This window comes from Variovorax beijingensis, from assembly GCF_007828835.1.
In the GTDB taxonomy this organism is placed as follows: Bacteria; Pseudomonadota; Gammaproteobacteria; order Burkholderiales; family Burkholderiaceae_C; genus Variovorax; species Variovorax beijingensis_A.
This window is the reverse complement of record NZ_VIVL01000001.1, coordinates 462,321-480,920: the sequence shown is the minus strand read 5'-3', so window position 1 is coordinate 480,920 and position 18,600 is coordinate 462,321. Positions and strand designations below refer to the sequence as shown.

20 protein-coding genes are annotated in these 18,600 nt (G+C 69.7%); 7 read left to right on the top strand and 13 right to left on the bottom strand.

Annotated elements, in window-relative coordinates:
* Positions 1–44: 44 nt before the first annotated feature.
* Positions 45–905, bottom strand: coding sequence for a hypothetical protein (locus tag FB547_RS02255; protein WP_145739286.1), 861 nt, complete (start codon positions 903–905; stop codon positions 45–47).
* 138 nt (positions 906–1,043) lie between these two features.
* On the opposite strand from FB547_RS02255, the gene FB547_RS02250 reads away from it, so the two are divergent.
* A complete protein-coding gene (locus FB547_RS02250) occupies positions 1,044–1,778 on the top strand; it encodes a helix-turn-helix domain-containing protein (protein ID WP_145739284.1) in 735 nt (244 codons plus the stop codon).
* A gap of 118 nt (positions 1,779–1,896) precedes the next feature.
* Here the strand turns inward: FB547_RS02250 and pyrF are convergent, their stop codons facing one another.
* The 6 genes from pyrF to FB547_RS02220 form a co-directional block, all read right to left on the bottom strand.
* A complete protein-coding gene (pyrF, locus tag FB547_RS02245; RefSeq protein WP_145739282.1) occupies positions 1,897–2,718 on the bottom strand; it encodes an orotidine-5'-phosphate decarboxylase in 822 nt (273 codons plus the stop codon).
* 33 nt (positions 2,719–2,751) lie between these two features.
* Positions 2,752–3,546 (bottom strand): uracil-DNA glycosylase family protein, encoded by a 795-nt coding sequence (locus FB547_RS02240; protein ID WP_145739280.1) that lies wholly within the window; start codon positions 3,544–3,546, stop codon positions 2,752–2,754.
* A complete protein-coding gene (rimI, locus tag FB547_RS02235) occupies positions 3,543–4,085 on the bottom strand; it encodes a ribosomal protein S18-alanine N-acetyltransferase (RefSeq protein ID WP_062364083.1) in 543 nt (180 codons plus the stop codon). The genes FB547_RS02240 and rimI overlap by 4 nt, the downstream gene beginning before the upstream one ends.
* On the bottom strand, positions 4,082–4,798 hold the full coding sequence (tsaB, locus tag FB547_RS02230) for a tRNA (adenosine(37)-N6)-threonylcarbamoyltransferase complex dimerization subunit type 1 TsaB (RefSeq protein WP_145739279.1): 717 nt from the start codon (positions 4,796–4,798) through the stop codon (positions 4,082–4,084). Before tsaB ends, rimI begins: the two co-directional genes overlap by 4 nt.
* The gene (locus tag FB547_RS02225; protein ID WP_145739277.1) at positions 4,791–5,807 is read right to left on the bottom strand and encodes a DMT family transporter; all 1,017 of its coding nucleotides are present in this window, start codon (positions 5,805–5,807) and stop codon (positions 4,791–4,793) included. Before FB547_RS02225 ends, tsaB begins: the two co-directional genes overlap by 8 nt.
* A gap of 64 nt (positions 5,808–5,871) precedes the next feature.
* Positions 5,872–6,636: a DeoR/GlpR family DNA-binding transcription regulator gene (locus tag FB547_RS02220; RefSeq protein WP_145739276.1), complete on the bottom strand. Its 765-nt coding sequence runs from the start codon at positions 6,634–6,636 to the stop codon at positions 5,872–5,874.
* A 79-nt stretch (positions 6,637–6,715) separates the two neighbouring features.
* On the opposite strand from FB547_RS02220, the gene FB547_RS02215 reads away from it, so the two are divergent.
* The 3 genes from FB547_RS02215 to FB547_RS02205 all read left to right on the top strand — a co-directional run bounded on the left by FB547_RS02215 (position 6,716) and on the right by FB547_RS02205 (position 10,450).
* The gene (locus tag FB547_RS02215; RefSeq protein ID WP_145739274.1) at positions 6,716–7,306 is read left to right on the top strand and encodes a GDP-mannose pyrophosphatase; all 591 of its coding nucleotides are present in this window, start codon (positions 6,716–6,718) and stop codon (positions 7,304–7,306) included.
* A gap of 8 nt (positions 7,307–7,314) precedes the next feature.
* A complete protein-coding gene (dacB, locus tag FB547_RS02210; protein WP_145739272.1) occupies positions 7,315–8,748 on the top strand; it encodes a D-alanyl-D-alanine carboxypeptidase/D-alanyl-D-alanine-endopeptidase in 1,434 nt (477 codons plus the stop codon).
* Between the two features lie 118 nt (positions 8,749–8,866).
* On the top strand, positions 8,867–10,450 hold the full coding sequence (locus tag FB547_RS02205; RefSeq protein WP_145739270.1) for an alpha/beta hydrolase family protein: 1,584 nt from the start codon (positions 8,867–8,869) through the stop codon (positions 10,448–10,450).
* 12 nt (positions 10,451–10,462) lie between these two features.
* Here FB547_RS02205 and FB547_RS02200 read toward each other — a convergent pair whose 3' ends face one another.
* The 3 genes from FB547_RS02200 to purE are packed head-to-tail and all read right to left on the bottom strand — an operon-like array spanning position 10,463 to position 13,193.
* A complete protein-coding gene (locus FB547_RS02200; protein ID WP_124959047.1) occupies positions 10,463–11,464 on the bottom strand; it encodes an L-threonylcarbamoyladenylate synthase in 1,002 nt (333 codons plus the stop codon).
* On the bottom strand, positions 11,461–12,651 hold the full coding sequence (locus FB547_RS02195) for a 5-(carboxyamino)imidazole ribonucleotide synthase (RefSeq protein ID WP_145739268.1): 1,191 nt from the start codon (positions 12,649–12,651) through the stop codon (positions 11,461–11,463). The genes FB547_RS02200 and FB547_RS02195 overlap by 4 nt, the downstream gene beginning before the upstream one ends.
* Positions 12,648–13,193, bottom strand: a complete 546-nt coding sequence (purE, locus tag FB547_RS02190) for a 5-(carboxyamino)imidazole ribonucleotide mutase (protein ID WP_145739266.1) — start codon at positions 13,191–13,193, stop codon at positions 12,648–12,650. The genes FB547_RS02195 and purE overlap by 4 nt, the downstream gene beginning before the upstream one ends.
* A gap of 36 nt (positions 13,194–13,229) precedes the next feature.
* Between purE and FB547_RS02185 the strand changes: the two genes are divergently transcribed.
* Entirely contained in the window at positions 13,230–14,150 is a 921-nt protein-coding gene (locus FB547_RS02185) for a tetratricopeptide repeat protein (protein ID WP_145739264.1), read from the top strand.
* A 119-nt stretch (positions 14,151–14,269) separates the two neighbouring features.
* Complete coding sequence (locus FB547_RS02180) at positions 14,270–14,722, top strand: META domain-containing protein (protein WP_145739262.1); 453 nt, start codon at positions 14,270–14,272, stop codon at positions 14,720–14,722.
* Between the two features lie 21 nt (positions 14,723–14,743).
* Here FB547_RS02180 and FB547_RS02175 read toward each other — a convergent pair whose 3' ends face one another.
* The 3 genes from FB547_RS02175 to FB547_RS02165 form a co-directional block, all read right to left on the bottom strand.
* Positions 14,744–15,649: a phosphoribosylaminoimidazolesuccinocarboxamide synthase gene (locus tag FB547_RS02175; protein WP_145739261.1), complete on the bottom strand. Its 906-nt coding sequence runs from the start codon at positions 15,647–15,649 to the stop codon at positions 14,744–14,746.
* 106 nt (positions 15,650–15,755) lie between these two features.
* Complete coding sequence (gene fba / locus FB547_RS02170; protein ID WP_145739259.1) at positions 15,756–16,820, bottom strand: class II fructose-bisphosphate aldolase; 1,065 nt, start codon at positions 16,818–16,820, stop codon at positions 15,756–15,758.
* 112 nt (positions 16,821–16,932) lie between these two features.
* Positions 16,933–17,442 (bottom strand): Lrp/AsnC family transcriptional regulator, encoded by a 510-nt coding sequence (locus FB547_RS02165; protein WP_145739257.1) that lies wholly within the window; start codon positions 17,440–17,442, stop codon positions 16,933–16,935.
* Positions 17,443–17,579: 137 nt separating this feature from the next.
* Between FB547_RS02165 and FB547_RS02160 the strand changes: the two genes are divergently transcribed.
* Entirely contained in the window at positions 17,580–18,596 is a 1,017-nt protein-coding gene (locus FB547_RS02160; RefSeq protein WP_145739255.1) for a 1-aminocyclopropane-1-carboxylate deaminase, read from the top strand.
* Positions 18,597–18,600: the final 4 nt, after the last annotated feature.

Below are 18,600 nucleotides of genomic sequence, written 5' to 3'. Positions count from 1 at the left end.
GGCGCAGCGACACGCAGTGCGCGAAGACTGGGGGCGGGCCTATGTCATGCCGTCACGGCGGCGGCTGCGTCGGGATTGTGCCGCAGCAGGGTCGCGCGCCAGTTCATGTCGAGCTTGCGCAGCGCCGCCAGCACCGGCAGGCCCGCCAGCGATGCGGTCAGGTGCTTGAGGGTGTGGCCCGAAACCACCTGCTGCGTCGCCTCGTAGATCGCGTGGTCGGCCAGCTCGAATGCCTTGGCCAGGGCATAGAAGCAGATCACCCAGCCCAGCTTGAGCCCGACCGCGCCGCGCATCGGCGTGGCGATCGCGAGCGTGAGCACCAGCGCCATGCCGCCGAACTGCACGATGGCCCAGGGCAGCACGTTGCCGCTTTCCTGGAACACCTCGGCCGACAGCAGCCCGGCCATCAGCACAAACCAGGCGGCCGGCCAGCCGGCGCGCTGGCTCACGCGCTCGCAGACCGCGATGCCGATCAGCCCCGCGAACGCCACCGCCATGCCGGCGCGGTCGGCCGCGAGCCGGGCGCCGTCGGGCATCAGGTGGAAGAAGGCCGATCCCGCAGCAGTGGCGACCAGCCCGGCAAAGAAAAGCCAGGCGCAGTCGAGCGTGTTGTCCGGCGGATCGTTGGCCGGCGGCGCCAGCGGGAACTGCGCCAGCGCCTCCTGGTGGGCGCGGTCGATCCGGTTGAGCCGGTACAGGCCCCAGAAGCCGATCAGCATGAAGGGCAGGTTGCTCAGCACGTCCATGGCGTTGGGCAGGCCGTGCCAGCTGCGGTCGTCGGCGAACACCGAGGCAATGGCCACCTCGGCCGCCGGCAATGCGGGTCCGAACAGGGCCACCAGCGCGAGCAGCGCGAAGGTGAAGAGCAGTCCGCGCTCGCGGCGGCTGAGGGTGGGCAAAGGCATGGCGGTCCTCGGTGGTGGGTGGTACGAGCCGCGGAATTTAGTTGCCAGTCTCTCTACAGGCATCGAGAATCGATACGAGGCACTAATTCACACCTTTCAGTATCTTTTTCTAATACCTCCTTCCGCATCAGCACCCTCATGAGCACCACCGTCGACCTCGTCCAAGCCCTCAAGAACGAACTCAAGAGCGCCCGCATGACCTACGCCGACCTGGCGCGCTCGCTCGACATGGCCGAATCCAGCGTGAAGCGCATGCTGGCCAAGAGCGACATGCCGCTGTCGCGCGTCGATGCGATCTGCCGTGCGCTCAAGATCGACTTCGCGGAGTTGGCGCGCCGCGTGGCCGACGCCCAGCCGCTGCTGAAGGAGCTGACCCAGGAGCAGGAAAAGGCGGTGGTCAAGGACAAGAAGCTGCTGCTGGTGGCCATCAGCGTGCTGAGCCAGTGGACGCTGGAGCAGATCGTGGCTTCGTACCGGATCAGCGAGGCCGAGTGCATCGGCTGTCTGGCGCAGCTGGACCGCATCGGCATCATCGAACTGCGCCCGCTGAACCGCTACCGGCTGAAGCTGGCCAAGACCTTCCGCTGGCGGCCGCACGGCCCGGTGATGGAGTTCTTCCGCGAGAACGTGGTGCTCGACTACTACCGCGGCGGCTTCGATGGCCCGGCCGAAGGACTGCTGCTGGTGCACGGGTCGATCAGCCGCTCGCTCGCGCCGGCCTTCCTGGAACGCCTGCAGCGCGTGGCGCAGGACTTCGCGCAGCAGCACCAGACCGACCAGAAGCTCTCGGCCAAGGACCGCGAGGGCTACACGCTGCTGCTGGGCATGCGCAACTGGGAGTTCGAAGCCTTCACACGCCTGCGCAGAGCTTGAGGCCAGGCAGCCGCCCACCCCAGGAACACCGAGGAACCGGCTTTGCCGGGCCTCCGGTGTTGCCCCCGGCAGGGGGTTGGAGAAGCGACACGAAGTGCGCGGAGCCTGGGGGCGAGCCTTATTTCGCGGCCTCTAGTGCGTCGCGCGTGGTGCGCGCGGCCTTTTGGGCCGCCTCGGCAAAGTCGTCGCCGGAGGAGGCGTAGATGATGGCGCGCGACGAGTTCACGATGATCGGCGCGTCGGGGCGCCAGCCGGCGCGCACCGTGGCCACCGCATCGCCGCCCTGGGCGCCGACGCCCGGAATCAGCAGCGGCACCGTCGGCGCGAGTTCGCGCACGCGCTCGATCTCCGCCGGATAGGTCGCACCCACCACGAGGCCGAGCTGTCCGTTGAGGTTCCACGGGCCCTGCGCCAGCTTGGCGACGTGCTCGTAGAGAAAGGGCTGGCCCTCGATGTCCGCCAGTCGCTGGCCCTGCAGGTCGGAGCCGCCGGGATTGCTGGTGCGGCAGAGCAGGAAGGCGCCCTTGCCCTGGTGCTTGAGGTAGGGCGCCACCGAGTCGAAGCCCATGAAGGGCGACAGGGTCACGGCGTCGGCGCCGTAGCGTTCGAAGGCCTCGATGGCGTACTGCTCGGCCGTGGAGCCGATGTCGCCGCGCTTGGCGTCCAGGATCACGGGCACGTCGGGCGCGTTGCGGCGCATGTGCTCCATCAGTTGTTCGAGCTGGGCTTCGGCGCGGTGGGCCGCGAAATAGGCGATCTGCGGCTTGAAGGCGATGACCAGGCCGGCCGTCGCGTCGACGATGCGCGCGCAGAAGTCAAAGATGCGGCTGGCGTCGCCCTTGAGCTGCCCCGGGAACTTGGCTGGCTCCGGATCGAGCCCCACGCAGAGCAACGAACCGTTTTTTTGCTGTGCATTGGCCAGCTTGTCGAGGAAAGTCATGGGGTCCGATTTTAAGGACCCGCCCGCCGGCCCTCAGGTCGGCGGTGTTTGCTGTTCAGCGGCCAGGCACAAATCCGCCCAGGCGCGGGCCTTGTCGGCCGGGTTTCGCAGCAGGTAGGCAGGGTGGTAAGTGGCCACCACCGGCACCCCGCTGGCCGAGGGCAGCGGCACCGCGCGGCCGCGCAGCTTGCCGAGCGGATCGGTGCTTTGCATCAGGCTCTGGGCGGCCAGCGGGCCCATGGCGAGCACCAGGCTCGGCGCCAGCGCGGCCGCATGTTCCGCGAACGCCTCGTCCATCGGACGCGGGCTGCCGGGCTGGCCGGCGCCGACGCCGCGGTGCGTGCGCATCAGGTGCACCGGCGTCTTGCCGTCGTGCAGCTGGAGGGCGCGCAGCATGTTGTCGAGCAGCTTGCCGGCATCGCCCGCAAAGGGCTCGCCGTGGCGGCCGTCGGCTTCGGGCGGCATGTCGGCCACCACCAGCCAGCCGCCTTGCGCTGCCTCGGCCGAGGCCTCGGCATAAAGGCGGCGCGGCGCATCGACCAGCACGGCGGCGCCCTGCGCGAGCAGCGCGGGCGCGGTGGGACGCGCCGCCGGGGCCGGTGCGGCTGCAACGGGCCTTGCGGCCGGCGTGGGCGCGGCGGACGGCGCTTCGGCCACGGCGGGCGCGCGCTCGCGGACCGCGGACGGCGGCTCGGCCACCGCTGCCGCTTCCACGGCCGCGGGCGCCGCTTCGGCAGCTTCGGGCATCGGCCACCAGACCTTCACGCCCATCTCGTCGAGCATCGCGCGCTGGCGGGCGTCGAGCTTCAGTGTCTGTACCGCGCTCATCGCAAGGCTCCCCAGGCAGAGCCTGATTCGTTCAATCGCAGGCTCATGACGACCGCGTCCTCGCGCTTGCCTTCATGGGCGGGGTAGTAGCCCTTGCGCACGCCCACGCTGCGGAAACCCTGGCGCATGTAGATGTCGAGCGCGCGCCGGTTGCTCTGGCGTACCTCGAGCCAGAGCCACTGCGCGCCCTGCGCGCGCGACCAGCCGGTCAGCGCCTCGAGCATCAGCGGCGCCCAGCCCTGGCGCTGGAAGGCCGGCGCCACGGTGATGTTGAGCAGGTGCACTTCGTCCACGCCCTTCATGGCGACGAAGTAGCCGATCAGCGTCTCGCCGAGGCTGGTGATCGGCGTGCCCAGGTCGGGCCGCGAAACCGGGGCCAGCAGGCATTGGCAGTGGTAGCCGACCGCCATCGAATCGATGAAGTTGGCCCGCGTCCACGGATGGCTGTAGGCCGTCTGCTCGACCGCGCAGACGGCATCGAGCCGCTCGACGGTGAGCGGTTCGAGGCGGGCTTCGACGGGCTGGAGGACAGCGCTCATGGATTGGCAACAGGTGGAACCGTCAGCGCGGCCGCCTTGATGGCAGCACGCTCATCGGTGGTTTGCGCCACTTTATCGCGAACATAGAGCGGCCAGGCATGTGCCGCATCCACCGTGCGCCCCGCGGCCAGCAGCGCGGGCGCCAGCCGCAGCATGGCGGTGGCCGTCGGCAGCACTTCGTGGCGCGCCGCGGCCGGGGCCAGGCGCGGGCCGTAGGCGGCAAAGGCGTTGCCGGCGAGGGACCAGCCGGTGGGCACTTCGAGCGCTTCGGGCGCGAGCAGCAGCGGCTCGCCGTCCGCGCCGCCCAGCGCACCGCCCCCATCGAAGTCGTAGCGCGCGGCATAGAGCTGGTCCATCCGCGCGTCGAGCACCGCCACCACCTGGCGCGCGCCGAAGGCATGGCGCGCCTCCTCGGCCACGGCCAGCAGCGTGTCGACCGGCAGCAGCGGCACGCCGGCGCCGAAGGCCAGGCCCTGCGCCACCGAGCAGGCGGTGCGCAGGCCCGTGAAGGAGCCCGGCCCGCGGCCGAAGGCGATGGCGTCGAGCGCAGCAAGTTCGAGCCCGGCCTCGGCCAGCAGCTGCAGGATGAGCGGGATCAGCGTGCTCGACGCCTGTGCGCCGCCGGCACCGCTGTGCGTGAACAGGCGCTCGCCGTGGCGCACCGCCACCGACAGGTGCTCGGTGCTGGTGTCGAAAGCCAGGAGCCTAGGCATCGCGGCACCCCGCGGCGGTGGCCGGTATCGCGGGTCGCGCAGCCGCGCGCCCCCCGGCTGTTGTTTTCTGCACGCCGAACAGGATGCCCGCGGTCACCAGCAGCAGGCCGGCGATCAGGTTCCAGTAAAGCGGCTCGTCGAGCCAGATCACCGCGCCGAAGGCCGAGAGGCCGGGTACGAGCGCCGTGATCATGGTGCTGCGCACCGGCCCGAAGTACTGGATCATCTTCGTGAAGGTGATGCCCGAGACGACGACCGAGCCGACGCCCTGGAACAGCATCTGGAACGCCACCTCGCCCCAGGGCGCGGCGCCGATGCGACTCACGACCGCGCCGCCCGCCACCAGCAGGCCGTAGGCCGGAACATAGGCCAGCAGCGCGAACACGGTGATGGCGATGGTCGCGCGCACGGCGTCGAGCCCGTGGCGGCGCGCCACCACGCTGTAGCAGGCCCAGCAGAAGGCCGCGGCCATGAAGAGCAGGTCGCCCTTCCAGACCTCGCCGCCTTCGAAGGCATGCAGCAGGCTGCGCCCGCCGACCACCAGGTCGCCGGCCACGATCAGCGCGAGGCCGAAGGCGCGGGCCGGCGTGATGCGGTCGCGCAGCACCAGCGCGGCCAGCAGCGTGGTCCACAGCGGCAGGCTGCCGGGCATCAGCACCGAGGCGTGGCCCGCGGGCGCGAAGAAGAAGCCGCTGTAGGCCAGCAGGGCATAGGCCACGCCGCCGAAGATGCCGGCGCTGGCCGTGACGCGCAGCGACAGCGGCGACAGCCCGAACAGCGACGACGCGGCGTCGTCCTTCTGCCGCTGGCCCTTCATGACCATCCAGGCGCCCCAGGGCACCAGCACCAGGCTGGCACCGCAGATGCGCGCGAGCGCCAGGTCGAACGGGGTGAGCGAGCGTGCGGCCGAAGCCCGCGCGATCACGATGAAGGCAGTCCAGACCAGCACGGTGACCACGGCCGCGCCGATGCCGATCGTGCGGGGCGAAAAACGGGGCAGGGCGGGCATCCCGCGATTATCCAGGGCAGGCCGCGGCCGCGCCGGCCAGGGGCGAATCGGCGCCCGGGCGCCGTCAACCACCGTCGCTGCGCAGGATGGCGAGCCCGGCCTTGCGCAGCGGTGCCAGCGCGGCGACGGGCGCTTCCGGCGACACCAGCAGGCTGGTGGCGGCCGAGACCGGGTGGATGACCCAGGCCGAGGCCGCACCGATCTTTTCCGACGAGGCCAGCACCACCGTCTCGGCCGCGGCCGCCATGAGTGCGCGCTTGATCGCGGCCTCCTCGACGTCGCCGGTGGTCAGGCCCGCCTCGGCATGCACGCCGGTCACGCCGAGGAAGCAGGTGTCGGCGTGGACGCGCGAGATGGCGTCCATGGCCGCGGCGCCCACCGCCACCATCGAATGCCGGAACAGCCGCCCGCCGATCAGCACCACCTCGATGCCGGCATGGCTCGCCAGCTCGACCGCCACCGACGGGCTGTGCGTGACCACCGTGGCGCGCAGGCTGGCCGGCAGGTGCCGCGCCATCTGCACGGCCGTGGTGCCGCCATCGATGAAGACCACCTGCCCGGGCCGCACCAGCCGTGCCGCGGCGCGGCCGATGGCCACCTTTTCCGCGGTTGCGAGCTGCAGGCGGCCCGCGAAGTCGGCTTCGGCCGGGGCGACCGGCAGCGCGCCGCCGTGCACGCGCTGCAGCAGCCCCTCGGCGGCCAGCTCGCGCAGATCGCGGCGGATCGTGTCTTCCGACAGCGCCAGCTCTTCGCTGAGCGACTTGGCGACGACGTTGCCGTCGCGCTGCAGGACCGAGAGGATGTGTTGCTTGCGCTGGCGGGTGAGCATCGGGCGATGGTAGCGGGCAGGACTGCCGATTGCACGAATTTTCTTGCTTCTGCACGAATTTGCGCATAAGCTGCGCGCCATGACAACCCTCCACGACCGCGTCCGGGTGCACGAAGTCACCCTGCTTTCCGACAACTGGTACACCCTCAAGACCACCGCCTTCGACTGGCGGCGCAGCGACGGCCAGTGGCAGCGCATGCACCGCGAAACCTACGACCGCGGCAACGGCGCCACGCTGCTGCCCTACAACCTCGCGCAGCGCACGGTGCTGCTGACGCGGCAGTTCCGCTACCCGGCCTTCGTCAACGGGCATGACGAGCTGCTGATCGAGGCGGCCGCCGGCCTGCTCGACAACGCGGCGCCGGAGGAGCGCATCCGCGCCGAGGTGGAGGAAGAACTGGGCTATCGCCTGGACGCGGTGCAGAAGGTGTTCGAAGCCTTCATGAGCCCGGGTTCGGTGACCGAGAAGCTGCACTTCTTCGTCGCCGAGTACGAGCCCTCGATGCGCATCGGCGGCGGTGGCGGCCTGGCCGAGGAGGGCGAGGACATCGAGGTGCTCGAGCTCGGCATCGACGAGGCGCTGGCCATGGTGGCGGACGGGCGCATCGCCGACGCCAAGACGGTGATGCTGCTGTATCACGCGCAACTGCATGTTTTCGCGCCGAGATAATCGGCACGATGCGTCTTCGTCGTCTCTCCTTCTTCCTGCGCGCCGCCTGCGCGCTTTCCTTCACCGCCCTGGCCGCTCCGGGCGCGCTTGCACAGCAGGCCCTTCCGGGCGAAGTGGAGACCGCCCTTGCGCGCGCCAAGGTGCCGCGCGACGCGGTGACGATGCTGGTGGCCGACGCCGACGGCCTGCGCCCGCCGCGCCTGGCCTGGCGCGCCCAGGTGCCGGTGAATCCGGCGTCGATCATGAAGCTGGTCACGACCTACGCCGCGCTCGACCTGCTCGGGCCGGCCTACAGCTGGAGCACGCCGGTCTACGTCGACGGCACGGTGAGCAACGGCGTGCTCAACGGCAACCTCTACATCAAGGGCCAGGGCGATCCCAAGCTGGTGCTGGAGCGCGCCTGGCTGCTGCTGCGGCGCGTGCAGGGGCTGGGCATCACCACCGTGAGCGGCGACATCGTGCTGGACCGCAGCGCCTTCGACGGCACGAGCGAGAACGACCCGGCCGCCTTCGACGGCGAGCCGCTGCGGCCCTACAACGCCTCGCCCGAGGCGCTGCTGGTCAACTTCAAGTCGGTCAACATGGTCTTCACACCCGAGCGCGGCGGCCAGCAGGCACGCGTGAGCTACGAGCCGCCGCTCGCCAGCGTGTCGATGCAGCCCGCGGTTGCGCTCGCGCCCGGCGAATGCGGCGACTGGCGCGCCGCGATCAAGCCCGACTTCAGCGACCCGAACCGCATCCGCTTCATGGGCGCCCTGCCGGCCGCCTGCGGCGAGAAGAGCTGGGCCGTGGCCTATGCCGATCCGCGCACCTACGGCCTGCGCGCCATCGGCGGCATGTGGGCCGAGATGGGTGGCCGGGTCGGCGGCCAGATGCGCGACGGCCGCGTGCCGGCCGGGCTCAGGCCGGTGTTCGAATTCGGCTCGCCGCCGCTTGCGGAGGTGGTGCGCGACATCAACAAGTACAGCAACAACGTGATGGCGCAGCAGCTGTTCCTCACGCTCGGGCTCACGCAGAGGAACCGCGGCAGCTTCGAGGCCTCGCGCAGCGCGCTGGGCCAGTGGTGGCGCGAGCGCATCGGCACCGGCGAGGCGCCGCCGGTGTTCGACAACGGCTCGGGCCTGTCGCGCGACGAGCGCATCAGCGCCGCGGCGCTCGGCAAGATGCTGCAGGTGGCCTGGCGCTCGCCGCTGATGCCGGAGCTGGTGTCGTCGCTGCCCGCCATGGGGGTGGACGGCACGCTCAGGAAGCGCACGCTGCGCTCGGGCGGCGCGGCCCACCTGAAGACCGGCTCGCTGCGCGATGCCGCCGGCGTGGCCGGCTATGTGCACGGTGCAAGCGGCCGCCGCTACGTGCTGGTGGCGATTGCCAACGGCGAGAACGCAGGGGCTGCGCGCGCCGCGTTCGACGCGCTGGTCGACTGGGCTTCGCAGGACAACTGACGGCCATCAAGCGTCCGTGTACTGAAAACTTCTCTAGGTATACGCGCCGCTTGCGCGTGGCCATGGCACTGCACAGAATCGGACGCCCGTTCGATTCGACAACATCAGGAGCCACGCCTTGAAAAAGCCGCAACGACAACCATCCACTCCGCTGCACAAGATTGCGGCACTCGGCGGCGTCACGCTGCTGCTGGCGGCCTGCGGCGGCGGTGGAGGGGGCGGCGGCATCGGCGTGGGACTGCCGCCTCCCGTCGGCGACACCGGCCGCGGCTCGGTCGTCACGGATCCGCCCGAGCAGACCGCGAAGCTCTCGGCCGACCAGCTCCGGACCAACCTCCAGGCCACCGACCAGGGCAAGGCCCTGCTGCAGGTGGCGGGCACGCCCAGGTGCGGGGTCGAGGTGCGCTATCTCGAGTACCGCACCATCGGCGGCAAGAACGAAGCCACCAACGCCACCGCCGCGATCATGCTGCCCTCCGGCGCCGACGTGGCCTGCAACGGGCCGCGGCCGGTGGTGCTGTATGCCCACGGCACCACCGCCGCGCGCAACTACAACCTCGCCAAATGGACCGACTCCACGCAGCCGGCCGCCGGCGAAGGCCTCACGGTCGCCGCCATGTTCGCGGCGCAGGGCTACATCGTGGTGGCGCCCAACTACGCGGGCTACGACAAGTCGACGCTGCCCTATCACCCGTACCTCAATGGCGACCAGCAGGGCAAGGACATGGTCGATGCGCTCACCGCGGCGCGCAAGACCTTCACGGGCATCGACGCCACGGACGCGGGCTCGCTGCTGATCACCGGCTATTCGCAGGGCGGCTACGTGGCGCTGGCGGCGCACCGCGAGATGCAGGCCACGGGCCGGGCGGTGACGGCGTCGGCGCCGCTCTCGGCGCCTTCGGCCATCGGCCTGCTGGCGGACTACACCTTCATGGGCTGGCCGGCGCTCGGCAGCACGCTTTTCGTGCCGCTGCTCTCGGCCAGCTGGCAGCAGCAGTTCGGCGACGTCTACGGCAGCACCGGCGACATCTACGAAGCGCAGTACGCCACCGGCATCGACACCCTGCTGCCGAGCCTCACGCCCCTCACCACGCTGTATGCCAACGGCAAGCTGCCGCAGCTTGCGCTCTTTCCCGCCGGCGCGACGCCGGGGCCGGTGAGCCCGGAGCTGTCGATCTTCTACGGCGCGAACAACCTCATCCGCCAGAGCTACCTGACGCAGGCGGCCGGCGACATCCAGGCGAATCCCTGCCCCGGCAATGCGCTGCCCGCCACGGCCGCCTCGCTGGGCACCACCTCGCCGCTCGATTGCAAGCCGGCCGTGGGCTTCCGCAAGGCGGCGCGCGCCAACGACCTGCGCAACTGGCTGCCGGCGCGGCCGGTGCTCATGTGCGGCGGCGCCAACGATCCGACCGTGAACTTCCTGAGCACCCGCGCCACCGCCGGCTACTTCCGCGCCCGCGGCATGCCCGCGGCCGCGCTGACCGTGGTCGACCTGGAAGATAACGCCACCACCGACGCGTATTCCGCCGCGCGCGCCGGCTTCGCCCAGGCCAAGAGCACCCTGGCGCAGAACACCCCCGGCAGCGACGCCGACAAGCGGCAGGCCGTCACCCTGGCCTACCACGGCACCCTGGCGCCGCCGTTCTGCCTGGCTTCGGCGCGAGGCTTCTTCCAGGGCGTGCTGGCCGCCGGCGGCTAGCGAAGACCGGGGTTAGCCCATGGACGCCCTGTGGAGGCGGTCGCGCACGCCTTCCCATTCGGGCGTGTCGGGCGGCGTCTCGACCCAGATCAGCTTGACGCCCTCGGCATCGAACTCGCGCAGCACCGCGAACAGCTGGTGTGCGCTGGCCGCCGCGTCGTCGGGCATGCGCCGCTGCAGCACGCGCTGGGAATGGCTGCGCACCTCGGCGCGCGTCCACACCGCGATGTGGGCCGCGCCCGGCCCGAGCACGTCGAGGCCGGCCTGGATGGCCTTGGCATCCATCAGCCGCAGCTTGGCGTTCGGCGCGTAGTGCGCCTCGAGCGTGCCGGAGGCGCGCGGATCGGGCGTCTCGAGCACCTCGCGGTTGCTCAGGCGCTCGCCCGCGGCGGCCTCGATCTGCGCGCGCGTGATCAGGCCCGGGCGCAGCAGCACGGGTGCACCGCGGCTGCAGTCGACGATGGTCGACTCGATGCCCACCTCGCAGGCGCCGCCGTCGATCACCGTCAGCGCGTCGCCGAACTCGTCATGCACATGCTGTGCGGTGGTGGGGCTCACGCGGCCGAAGCGGTTGGCGCTCGGGCCCGCGAGCCCCGGCACGCCCTGCTCTGCGCAGGCCTCGAGCAGGGCCTGCGCGACCGGATGCGACGGGCAGCGCAGGCCGATGGTGTCCTGCCCGCCGGCGGCCGCGGCCGCCACGCCGGGCTGGCGCGTGACGATCAGCGTCAGCGGGCCGGGCCAGAAGGCCTGCACCAGCTTCTGCGCAAAGGGCGGCAGCGGCTGCGCAAAGCGCGACAGCGCCTCGGTGCCCTTGATGCCGGCCGCCACGTGGACGATCAGCGGATGGTCGGCCGGTCGGCCCTTGGCCTTGAAGATGCCGGCCACCGCCATGTCGCTGGTGGCGTCGGCGCCCAGGCCGTAGACGGTCTCGGTCGGGAACGCGACCAGCCCGCCGGCGCGCAGCACGCGCACGGCCTCGGCAATGGCTTCCGGGGATTGGCCGTCGAGGATCATGCGAAGTCGGCCGCCGACAGCGCCGGCAGGCCGAGCACGGTGGCGGCCCGGGAGGCCGCGGCGCGCACGCTTTCGAGGGTGGCACCGGTGAGCGTGAGGTGGCCCATCTTGCGGCCGCGGCGCGGTTCGATCTTGCCGTAGAGGTGCAGGTGCACGCCGGGCAGCGCGAGCACTTCGCTCCAGCGCGGCGCCACCGGCTTGTCGCCGCCCGCGTTGAACCAGAGGTCGCCCAGCAGGTTCAGCATGACCGCCGGGCTGTGCTGGCGCGGCGCGGCCAGCGGCAGGCCCGCGAGGGTGCGCACCTGCAGTTCGAACTGCGACACGTCGCAGGCTTCCATGGTGTAGTGGCCGCTGTTGTGCGGCCGGGGCGCCATTTCGTTCACCACCAGCGAGCCGTCGGCCAGCGCGAAGAACTCCACGCACAGCACGCCCACGTAGTCCAGCCCGGTGGCAATGCTCTTGGCCGAGTTGATGGCCGCCTGCGCCACGGTCTTGGGCATGTTCTGCGCATGCACCTCGGTCACGGCCAGGATGCCGTCGCGGTGCAGGTTGCGCTGCGGCGGAAAGTGCACCAGCTGCCCGTCGCGGCCGCGCGCGACGATCACCGAGCATTCGAATTCGAGCGGCAGCAGCTTTTCGAGCACGCAGGGCACGCAGCCCGCGGCCTGCCAGGCGTCGACCAGTTCGGCGCGCGTGGACACGCGCTGCTGGCCCTTGCCGTCGTAGCCCAGGCGCGCGGTCTTGAGGATGCCGGGCAGCAGCATGTCCTCGACGGCGGCGAGCTGGGCCGCGGTCTCGATGACCGCATAGGGCGCGCAGGCCACGCCGCAGCGCGTGAAATGGGCCTTTTCGGCGATGCGGTCCTGCGCGATGGCGATGGCGCCCGCGTCGGGGGCCACGGGCCGAGCCACCGACAGCTTCTCCAGCGAGGGCGCCGGCACGTTCTCGAACTCGGTCGTGACCGCATCGGCCAGGCCCGCGAGCCGCGCCAGGCCGTCGACGTCGGCGTAGTCGGTGTGGATGTGGTGGTGGCTCACGCGGCCGGCCGGGCTGTCGGCGTCGGGGTCGAGCACGGCCGTGAAGTAGCCCATGCGCTGGGCGGCGTGGGCGAACATGCGGCCCAGTTGGCCGCCGCCGAGCACGCCGAGCGTGGCGCCCGGAAGAATGGGCAGATCGTTGTTGCTCACAGCGCACCCCCGCCCTGCGGCGAAAAGGGCGACACGGCAGCGCCGTCCACCGGCGGCGGCAGGACCATCGCCTCGGCCGCGGCGGTTTGCGCAGCGCGGAAGGCATCGAGCCGGCTGCGCAGCGCCGGATCCTTCACCGCCAGCATCGCCACCGCGAACAGCGCCGCATTGGCTGCCCCCGCATTGCCGATGGCAAAGGTGGCCACCGGCACGCCCTTGGGCATCTGCACGATGCTGTAGAGCGAATCGACGCCCTGCAGGTGGCGGCTGGCCACCGGCACGCCGAGCACCGGGACCGTGGTCTTGGCGGCCAGCATGCCCGGCAGGTGGGCGGCGCCGCCCGCGCCCGCGATGATCGCAGCCAGCCCGCGCCCGGCGGCGCTTTCGGCATAGGCGAAGAGCGCATCGGGCATCCGGTGGGCCGAGACCACCTTCGCTTCGTGCTGGATCCCGAATTGCTGGAGAATCTCGACCGCGTGGCGCATCGTCTCCCAATCGGAGTTCGAGCCCATCACAACACCGACCTGAATGGTTTCGTTCATGGTTCCAATTTTACGTTTCACCCCCAGTTGTTCCCGATGATCGACATCACTCTCGAAAATTTTCAGGCTGAACTGATCGAAGGCTCGGTCGCCACGCCGGTGCTGCTCGACATCTGGGCCGAATGGTGCGGACCGTGCAAGCAGCTCGGCCCGGTGCTCGAAAAACTCGAAACCGAGTACGCCGGGCGCTTCACGCTGGCCAAGCTGGACGCCGACAAGGTGCCGCAGATCTCGTCGCAGCTGTCCGAAATGTTCGGCGTGCGCAGCATCCCGTTCTGCGTGATGTTCAAGGATGGCCAGCCGGTCGACGGCTTCGTCGGCGCCATTCCGGCCGACAAGATCCGCGAATTCCTCGACAAGCACGTGCCCGCCGCCGAGCAGGTCGAAGCCGCCTCCCAGGAGGCCGCGGCCCAGGAAGCGCTGGCCGAAGGCGACACCGAGGGTGCGCTCGAGCGGCTGCAGCATGCGGTGGCGACCGACCCGGCCAACGACGACGCGCGCTTCGACTACATCAAGCTGCTGTTGCAGATGGGCCGCATCGACGATGCCAAGGTGGCGTTCGCGCCGGTGATCGCCCGGACCACGCTGGTGCGCCGCTTCGATTCGCTGCAGCGCTGGATGGACGCCCTCGATTTTGCGGCGCCGGCCTCGGGCGCCGCGCCCGCGATCGCCGAGTTCGACGCGAAGATCGCCGCCGGCAAGCGCGACTTCGACGCCCGCTTCGGCCGCGCCCGCCTGCTGATGGCCGAGCAGCGCTGGACCGATGCGATGGACGAGCTGCTCGAGATCCTGATGCGCGACAAGGCCTGGAACGAGGAGCTCGCGCGCAAGACCTACATCGCGATCCTCGACCTGATCGAGCCGCCCAAGGTGAAGGTGGCGGACGGGCAGATTCCGCCGGACGATCCGGTGGTGGCCACCTACCGCCGCCGCCTCAGCAGCGTGGTGCTGAGCTGAGCTGAACTGAGCCGCCTGGCGGCAAATTGCGGGGAACGGACGCATCTTGGCGAGCCGGTGCGGCGTCGCATACGATGGCAACGATTCAACTTGTTGCAATTGAAAAGGAAATCCCGGCCATGCGTCTCCCCGCCCGCCACCGCGCCCGCATCGCGCTCCCCGTTTTCGCGACCGCACTGCTGGCCGCCGCCCTGGCCGGTTGCGGCAGCGGCATCAGCCTCGACGAGCCGATCGAGGGACCGGTCTGGCGCCTGGTGCAGCTGGGCGACGAACCCGTGGCGCCCGGCGGCGAGGCGCAGATCCAGTTCGACCGCAGCAGCGGGCGCGTCAGCGGAACGGGCGGCTGCAACCGCGTGTCGGGGTCGTTCACGCGCAGCGGCATCACGCTGCGCATCGGCCAGCTGGCCTCGACCCGCATGGCCTGCGCGGACCCGGTGCGCGGCGCCAACGAAGCGCAATTCATCTCGGCGCTGCAGACCACCACTACTTATCGCCTGGCCGGCCCGGGACGGCTCGCGCTGCTCGACGCAAGCGGGCGGACCGTGGCCACGCTGAACTCGGCGAGCCGCTGAGGGGGCGAGCCCGCTTCTTCTTCAGCCGGTCAGGCGCTCCAGCGCCTCGCGGTACTTGGCCGCGGTCTTCTCGATCACCTCGGCCGGCAGGCGCGGCGCCGGCGGGGTCTTGTCCCAGGGCTTGCCGTTGATTTTGGTGGCCTCGAGCCAGTCGCGCACGAACTGCTTGTCGTAGCTCGGCGGATTGGTGCCCGCGGCCAGCGCGGCCTGGTAACCCTCGACCGGCCAGTAGCGCGAGCTGTCGGGCGTGAGCACCTCGTCCATCAGCACCAGCGTGCCGGCCTCGTCCAGGCCGAACTCGAACTTGGTGTCGGCAATGATCATTCCCTTGGCCAGCGCGATCTGCGCGGCGGTTTCGTAGATCTCCAGGCTGGTCTCGCGGATCTGCTGCGCCAGCTTGGGGCCGACGATCTCGACCACGCGGTCGTAGCTGATGTTCTCGTCGTGCTCGCCGGCCGCGGCCTTGGCCGCGGGCGTGAAGATCGGGCGCGGCAGCTTGCTCGCGTTGGTGAGCCCTTCGGGCAGCGGCACGCCGCAGACCGAGCGGCTTTCCTGGTATTCCTTCCAGCCGCTGCCGGCCAGGTAGCCGCGCACCACGGCCTCGACCGGGATCGGCGTGAGGCGCTTGACCAGCATCGAGCGGCCGGTGACCTGCGGCACCTCTTCGGGCGTGACCACGCTCTCGGGCGCTTCGCCCGTCAGGTGGTTGGGGCACAGCTGGCCGAGGCGGTCGAACCACCACAGCGCCATCTGCGTGAGGATCTCGCCCTTGCCCGGGATCGGCTCGCCCATGATGACGTCGAAGGCGCTGAGCCGGTCGCTCGCGACCATCAGGATGCGGTCTTCGCCGACGGCGTAGTTGTCTCGCACCTTGCCGCGCGCAAGCAGGGGCAGGCTCTGGATGGAAGAGGTGTGGACGGTGGTCATGGGACGGTGCTGCTGTGCGGAAACGGGTGACGGGGGAAAACGGATTGTGCGCGCAGAAAAAAGCCACCGCGAACGGTGGCCTGTGATTCGCGGAAAAAGTTTGTCTTCAGACCACTTCTTGCGCGAGCTCGCCCTTGGCGTACTTGGCGGCGACGACCTGCAGCGTCTCGCCCTTGACCTTGGGGCCCTGGCCTTCGCAGCCGAACTCGATGTAGCGCTGCTTGCAGATCTGCTTGGCGGCCTCGCGCGCGGGCTTGAGCCACTCGCGGGCGTCGAACTTCTCAGGGTTCTCGGCCAGGAACTTGCGCACCGCGCCGGTCATGGCCAGGCGGATGTCCGTGTCGATGTTGATCTTGCGCACGCCGTACTTGATGGCTTCCTGGATTTCCTCGACCGGCACGCCGTAGGTTTCCTTCATGTTGCCGCCGTACTTGCGGATGATCTCGAGCAGGTCCTGCGGCACCGACGACGAGCCGTGCATCACCAGGTGGGTGTTGGGCAGGCGGGCGTGGATTTCCTTCACGCGCGAGATCGACAGGATGTCGCCCGTGGGCTTGCGGGTGAACTTGTAGGCGCCGTGGCTGGTGCCGATGGCGATGGCCAGCGCGTCGAGCTGCGTGGCCTTGACGAACTGGGCGGCTTCCTCGGGATCGGTCAGCAGCGCGGAGTGGTCGAGCACCCCTTCGGCGCCGATGCCGTCTTCTTCACCGGCCATGCCGGTTTCGAGCGAACCCAGGCAGCCCAGTTCGCCTTCGACCGTGACGCCGACCTTGTGCGCCAGCTGGACCACCTTGCGGGTCACGTCGACGTTGTAGTCGAAAGAAGCCGGCGTCTTGCCGTCTTCCTTGAGCGAGCCGTCCATCATCACGGACGAGAAGCCGAGGTCGATGGCGCCCTGGCAGATGGCCGGGCTCTGGCCGTGGTCCTGGTGCATGACCAGCGGGATGTTCGGGTACTGCTCGATCGCAGCCTGGATCAGGTGCTTGATGAAGGCTTCGCCGGCGTATTTGCGGGCACCCGCGCTGGCCTGCAGGATGACAGGCGCGCCGGTTTCCTTGGCGGCCTCCATGACGGCCTGGACCTGTTCGAGGTTGTTGACGTTGAAGGCCGGAATGCCGTAGCCGTTGGCGGCTGCGTGGTCCAGCAGTTCGCGCATCGAGACGAGTGCCATGGGAAATACCTCGCGGAAATAGGGGAAAAAGAAGGCGGAAAGACGAGAGAAAACTGCCCCAATTCTATCGAGCCCCCTTGTGGGACGGCACTGACACGCGGCGCAGGCGCTGCTAGATGGGCAGCTGCGTGGTCGACAGCACCTGCTTGAGTACCACGAAAGTCCGGATCTGCCGCACGCCCGGCAGGTACAGCAGCTGCTCGGCATGCAGCCGGTTGAAGCTGTCGTTGTCGCGCGTTCGCACGAGCATGAAGTAGTCGAACTCGCCCGTGACCACGTGGCATTCGAGGCAGCCCGAGACCTTTTGCGCGGCCTTTTCGAAATCGGCGAAGGAATCGGGCGTGGAGCGGTCGAGCACCACGCCGATCATCACCAGCATGCCGAGCTCGAGCGCCTGGGCGTCGAGCAGCGCCACGATGCCCTTGACGAGCCCCGCGGCCTTGAGCCGCTCGACCCGGCGCAGGCATGCGGGCGCGCTGAGGTTGACCTTGGCGGCCAGGGCCACATTCGACACCGAGGCGTCGCGCTGCAGGGCGCGCAGGATGGCGCGATCGGTGCGGTCGAGCTCCGCCGCCGCTTCGGCCGCCTGCGCCGGCGTGGAACGCAATTTTGTTGTGCTCATTTTTGTTCTTACGACTCAAAAAACGTGGAATCCCCGATCTTGTCTTTTTTTACACCGAAATTCCACCAAAGTTTGCAAGCACGTTTCGGCGGCTTCTTCCTACGATCGATGGCATTCCACTTCTCTGGAGCACATCGATGAACCTCAAGAAATTCCCCCGCCATGCCCTGACCTTCGGCCCCACCCCGATCCACCCGCTCAAGCGCCTGAGTGCCCATCTGGGCGGCGAGGTCGAGCTCTACGCCAAGCGGGAGGACTGCAACAGCGGCCTCGCCTTCGGCGGCAACAAGACGCGCAAGCTCGAATACCTGATTCCCGAGGCGCTCGAGGGTGGCTACGACACGCTGGTGTCGATCGGCGGCATCCAGTCGAACCAGACGCGGCAGGTGGCGGCCGTGGCCGCGCATCTGGGCCTGAAGTGCGTGCTGGTGCAGGAGAACTGGGTCAACTATTCCGATGCGGTGTACGACCGCGTCGGCAACATCGAGATGTCCCGCATCATGGGCGCCGACGTGCGGCTGGACAGCGCAGGCTTCGACATCGGCATCCGCAAGAGCTGGGAAGAGGCCATGGCCGACGTGCGCAAGGCCGGCGGCAAGCCCTTTCCGATTCCGGCCGGCTGCTCGGAGCATCCGCGCGGCGGCCTGGGCTTCGTCGGCTTTGCGGAAGAAGTGCGGCAGCAGGAGGCCGAGCTGGGCTTCAAGTTCGACTACATCGTGACCTGCTCGGTCACGGGCAGCACGCAGGCCGGCATGGTGGTGGGCTTCGCGGCCGACGGCCGGGCCGACCGCGTGATCGGCATCGACGCCTCGGCCAAGCCGCAGCAGACCTTCGAGCAGATCGTGCGCATTGCCAAGGGCACGGCTGAACTGGTCGAACTGGGCCGCGACATCACCGACAAGGACGTGGTGCTCGACCGCCGCTTCGGCGGCCCCGAATACGGCCTGCCCAACGAAGGCACGCTGGAATCGATCCGCCTCTGCGCGCGCCTGGAAGGCATGCTGACCGACCCGGTGTACGAGGGCAAGTCGATGCACGGCATGATCGAGAAGGTGCGCCTGGGCGAATTCCCGGCCGGCTCGAAGGTGCTCTACGCGCACCTGGGCGGCGTGCCGGCCCTCAACGCCTACAGCTTCCTGTTCAGGAATGGCTGAGCGG

Coding starts and splice junctions, on each gene's coding strand:
- FB547_RS02240 (WP_145739280.1), bottom strand. CDS start 3,546: ATGAGCGCGGTACAGACACTGAAGCTCGACGCCCGCCAGCGCGCGATG.
- dacB (WP_145739272.1), top strand. CDS start 7,315: ATGCGTCTTCGTCGTCTCTCCTTCTTCCTGCGCGCCGCCTGCGCGCTT.
- FB547_RS02220 (WP_145739276.1), bottom strand. CDS start 6,636: ATGCTCACCCGCCAGCGCAAGCAACACATCCTCTCGGTCCTGCAGCGC.
- FB547_RS02160 (WP_145739255.1), top strand. CDS start 17,580: ATGAACCTCAAGAAATTCCCCCGCCATGCCCTGACCTTCGGCCCCACC.
- tsaB (WP_145739279.1), bottom strand. CDS start 4,798: ATGCCTAGGCTCCTGGCTTTCGACACCAGCACCGAGCACCTGTCGGTG.
- FB547_RS02225 (WP_145739277.1), bottom strand. CDS start 5,807: ATGCCCGCCCTGCCCCGTTTTTCGCCCCGCACGATCGGCATCGGCGCG.
- FB547_RS02250 (WP_145739284.1), top strand. CDS start 1,044: ATGAGCACCACCGTCGACCTCGTCCAAGCCCTCAAGAACGAACTCAAG.
- FB547_RS02215 (WP_145739274.1), top strand. CDS start 6,716: ATGACAACCCTCCACGACCGCGTCCGGGTGCACGAAGTCACCCTGCTT.
- FB547_RS02185 (WP_145739264.1), top strand. CDS start 13,230: ATGATCGACATCACTCTCGAAAATTTTCAGGCTGAACTGATCGAAGGC.
- FB547_RS02200 (WP_124959047.1), bottom strand. CDS start 11,464: ATGATCCTCGACGGCCAATCCCCGGAAGCCATTGCCGAGGCCGTGCGC.
- rimI (WP_062364083.1), bottom strand. CDS start 4,085: ATGAGCGCTGTCCTCCAGCCCGTCGAAGCCCGCCTCGAACCGCTCACC.
- FB547_RS02255 (WP_145739286.1), bottom strand. CDS start 905: ATGCCTTTGCCCACCCTCAGCCGCCGCGAGCGCGGACTGCTCTTCACC.
- FB547_RS02175 (WP_145739261.1), bottom strand. CDS start 15,649: ATGACCACCGTCCACACCTCTTCCATCCAGAGCCTGCCCCTGCTTGCG.
- FB547_RS02165 (WP_145739257.1), bottom strand. CDS start 17,442: ATGAGCACAACAAAATTGCGTTCCACGCCGGCGCAGGCGGCCGAAGCG.
- purE (WP_145739266.1), bottom strand. CDS start 13,193: ATGAACGAAACCATTCAGGTCGGTGTTGTGATGGGCTCGAACTCCGAT.
- fba (WP_145739259.1), bottom strand. CDS start 16,820: ATGGCACTCGTCTCGATGCGCGAACTGCTGGACCACGCAGCCGCCAAC.
- pyrF (WP_145739282.1), bottom strand. CDS start 2,718: ATGACTTTCCTCGACAAGCTGGCCAATGCACAGCAAAAAAACGGTTCG.
- FB547_RS02180 (WP_145739262.1), top strand. CDS start 14,270: ATGCGTCTCCCCGCCCGCCACCGCGCCCGCATCGCGCTCCCCGTTTTC.